Below are 3,127 nucleotides of genomic sequence, written 5' to 3'. Positions count from 1 at the left end.
AGTGCTGCATCGAGCCGCCTGAGTGGAGAGGTTGGGATTTTTGACCCTGGTATGCAGGTATTTCTGGAGAGTCCGGATACTCTTCAGGTCAGGCAGGTAGATAATAACATGTATGCCTTCACAGGTTTCTATTTCACACCCGGCGACCAGCAAGACTCCATTGTTGGCCAAAAACCCGCCCCCCGCCAGTTCCTGTAGAGAGCCCTCTGTGAGCATGGCTTCCATTTCTGCGCTGACCAACGGACTGCCCGTATCCACAATCCCCACTATATCCAGACCTTTGCGCGGGGCATCCTGAAAAAGCACCTTATGCAGGGTTAAATGCCGTGACGCGGTAATTTTAACTGCCCTTCCCTGTGCAGAGCCGATATGAATATGCAAATCAGCGTAATAACGATGCATCTACTTAGCCGCCCTACGGTTCAACCAGCACTGTATGCCGATAATACTTTTACCGTCTGCGATTTGGCCGGTTTCAATAGCCTTAACGGCCTGGTCTAACGGCATAATGACTCTTTCAACGAATTCATCCGCATCCAAATGGACGACTCCGGGAGTGAGTCCGGTGGCTAGGAATATATGTAAAAGCTCGTTGCAAAAGCCGGGCGCGCTGTAATAGGACAGCAGTTTCTCCCAGCGTTCCGCTTTCATTCCCACTTCTTCCTCCAATTCGCGCTGGGCGCAATGCAGCGGTTCTTCCCCTTCTTCCAGGGTGCCGGCCGGAATCTCCAGCAGGGTTTTTTCCAAAGGCTTGCGGTACTGGCGCACCAGGTACAGGTTTTCCTGGTCATCGATGGCAACGATAGCCACCGCGCCGGCGTGCAAAACGATCTCGCGGGTGCTCTCCTGCCCACCGGGCAGGAGCACCCGGTCGACCTTGACTTCGATGATTCTCCCTTTAAATATGGGCTTGGATTCGATAGTTTTCTCCTCGAAATACATTTTGAGCCCTCCCTGTATAACTCTTCCACCTCCTGCATATACTGCAGCAGAGGTGATGGTAATGAACATTTTTATCGCTCATAACAGCATGACCATGCAGGGCAAAATCGGAGAAATACTGGCCTGGCTGGAAAAAGTGCCAGGAGAAATGCTTCTTCAGGAGTATATTCGCCTCAGCCTGCATTGATTACGGGTTTGAGTCCGGATTTTGTTCAACAGCGGTTTGTATGATGGCCAGAATGAGCCGGGTTACGGCTGAGAGGTCGGAAAGCTTAATAAATTCCTGGCAGGTATGCACCTTCTGCATGCCCACCCCCAGGTTGGCACAGGGTATTCCCGCACCATGAATAATGCTGGCATCACTGCCTCCGCCGGTTTTTATCAAACGCGGTTTGAGCCCGATTGATCTGGCTGCTGAGGCCGCCAGGCGCACCACTTCATCGTCTGGCTTGAGGCTTATCTCGGGGTAGAGCAAAGTGATGCTGGTTTGAGCCCTGCCCCCCTGTCTTTCGACTTCGTCGCAGAATGTCTGTGTCAAGGCGGCGGTAAGCTCATCCAGTTTGCGGCGCGATAAGCTGCGGGCCTCCCCCCTGACATGGCAGTATTCAGCCACTATATTGCGGGCTTTCCCCCCGGCAATCAGCCCGAAATTACAGGTGGTATCGTGATCAATACGGCCGGAGGGCATGGACGATAAAGCTTTGGCTGCCAGGTGAATGGCGTTAAGGCCCTCCTCCGGGTTGATGCCAGCGTGAGCTGCCCGCCCGTATACCTCATATTCTATTTCATTCTGACAGGGGGACTGTATCACGATACAACCCGGCTCTCCCCCGGCATCCAAAACATAGCCGATTTCCGACTGGAGCACGCTGAAATCGAAGGCCTTGGCCCCCTTCAAACCCTGTTCCTCCCCTACTGTGAAAAGCAGCTCCAAATCAGGAAAGGCCAGATGTTTTTCCCGTAATACATCCAGGGCTTCCAGGAGGGCGGCAATGGCGGCTTTATCGTCTGATCCCAGTATGGTATCACCCTGGCTGCGGATAATACCCGCTTCAACCACGGCAACGACACCCTCTCCCGGCTCAACTGTATCCATGTGGGCGGCGAAAAGCACCTTCTGGCCAGGCGCATTCCCGGGAATGCGCGCCAACAGGTTTCCGGATTCGCCGTTAACCGTAAGGGCAGCCGCATCTTCTGTCGCCTTGAGGCCCCGGTCGGCCATGGCCTTGATCAACAAGTCCCGTACGGCTCCTTCGCGCCCTGATACCGAGGCGGTACCGACCAGTTTACAAAAGCCTTTTACAAGCCGATCTTCATTTATCATCAACCAATCTCCTATTAATTTTTAAAAGGCGGTTTACAACGCTGTTGCCTTGTATCGATAATTAATATGGCCTTAACCGGGTTCTTAAATGCAACTCCGGCCAAAATCTTCCTTGTCCAGTATACCACCCCGGTCACAATATAGGAATTATGCCGCGGAACCATCAAAAATCTCCACCTGTAATAGTCATGCGCCCAGTCATGACCAGCGCTGGTAACCGGTGGCATGCGTCAGCCCTATAAGGGCGTCTTGCCGGCGGCGCCTTAAAGCGCACTGAACTTCTGCCAACCGCATGCCTTTGCCGGCTGCCCCTCAAAGGGGCGGCTTTTGCAAGACCTTCCCCGGTCAGGCCGGGGGTTTTTCTGCATAAAAAAACACTCTGTAATTTCTTACAGAGTGTTCTCTTAAACTCGGTTAGCTAACCTTGTTTTCCAAGCGCAGGCGGTCGGCTATGATGGCTATGAACTCAGAATTCGTAGGCTTGCCTTTTTCACCGCTGATGGTGTACCCAAACACCTTATTGATCTTGTCTACATCCCCGCGATCCCAGGCTAATTCGATGGCGTGGCGAATAGCTCTTTCCACCCGGCTGGGAGTAGTGTCATATTTTTGAGCAATAGCCGGATACAGTTCCTTGGTCACCGCGCCCAGGTAATTGATCTCTTCAACCACCAGCATTATGGCGTCGCGCAAATACTGATATCCCTTTACATGAGCCGGCACTCCGATTTCGTGAATGACTTTGGTGACCTCAACCTCAAGGTTTTTCGCGCTGCCGTGATGCACGGTCAATGTGGCCACTCCGCCCCGGTTTTCTTCCCGGGGCTTGATGTCTCTGACCACTTGCCTGACCCGGTCTCC

4 protein-coding genes and 1 pseudogene are annotated in these 3,127 nt (G+C 53.1%); 1 reads left to right on the top strand and 4 read right to left on the bottom strand.

Features of this window, described 5'->3' with window-relative positions:
- Together B3W37_RS01275 and B3W37_RS01270 are read right to left on the bottom strand one after the other, a co-directional pair.
- Positions 1-402 (bottom strand): annotated as a pseudogene (locus B3W37_RS01275) (endonuclease Q family protein); the annotation flags it as partial.
- Positions 403-942 (bottom strand): NUDIX domain-containing protein, encoded by a 540-nt coding sequence (locus B3W37_RS01270; RefSeq protein ID WP_481040548.1) that lies wholly within the window; start codon positions 940-942, stop codon positions 403-405.
- 61 nt (positions 943-1,003) lie between these two features.
- Here B3W37_RS01270 and B3W37_RS01265 point away from each other — a divergent pair, with 61 nt between their 5' ends.
- The gene (locus tag B3W37_RS01265; RefSeq protein WP_481040550.1) at positions 1,004-1,129 is read left to right on the top strand and encodes a hypothetical protein; all 126 of its coding nucleotides are present in this window, start codon (positions 1,004-1,006) and stop codon (positions 1,127-1,129) included.
- Here the strand turns inward: B3W37_RS01265 and B3W37_RS01260 are convergent, their stop codons facing one another.
- Complete coding sequence (locus B3W37_RS01260; RefSeq protein ID WP_483174553.1) at positions 1,130-2,266, bottom strand: M20/M25/M40 family metallo-hydrolase; 1,137 nt, start codon at positions 2,264-2,266, stop codon at positions 1,130-1,132.
- A gap of 414 nt (positions 2,267-2,680) precedes the next feature.
- A partial coding sequence (gene spo0A, locus B3W37_RS01255; protein ID WP_483174551.1) for a sporulation transcription factor Spo0A occupies positions 2,681-3,127 on the bottom strand: 447 nt, incomplete at its 5' end.

The organism is Syntrophomonas sp. UBA5494, assembly GCF_002426325.1.
The sequence above is the reverse complement of the archived record's forward strand: the minus strand, read 5'-3'. Positions and strand labels throughout refer to the sequence as shown.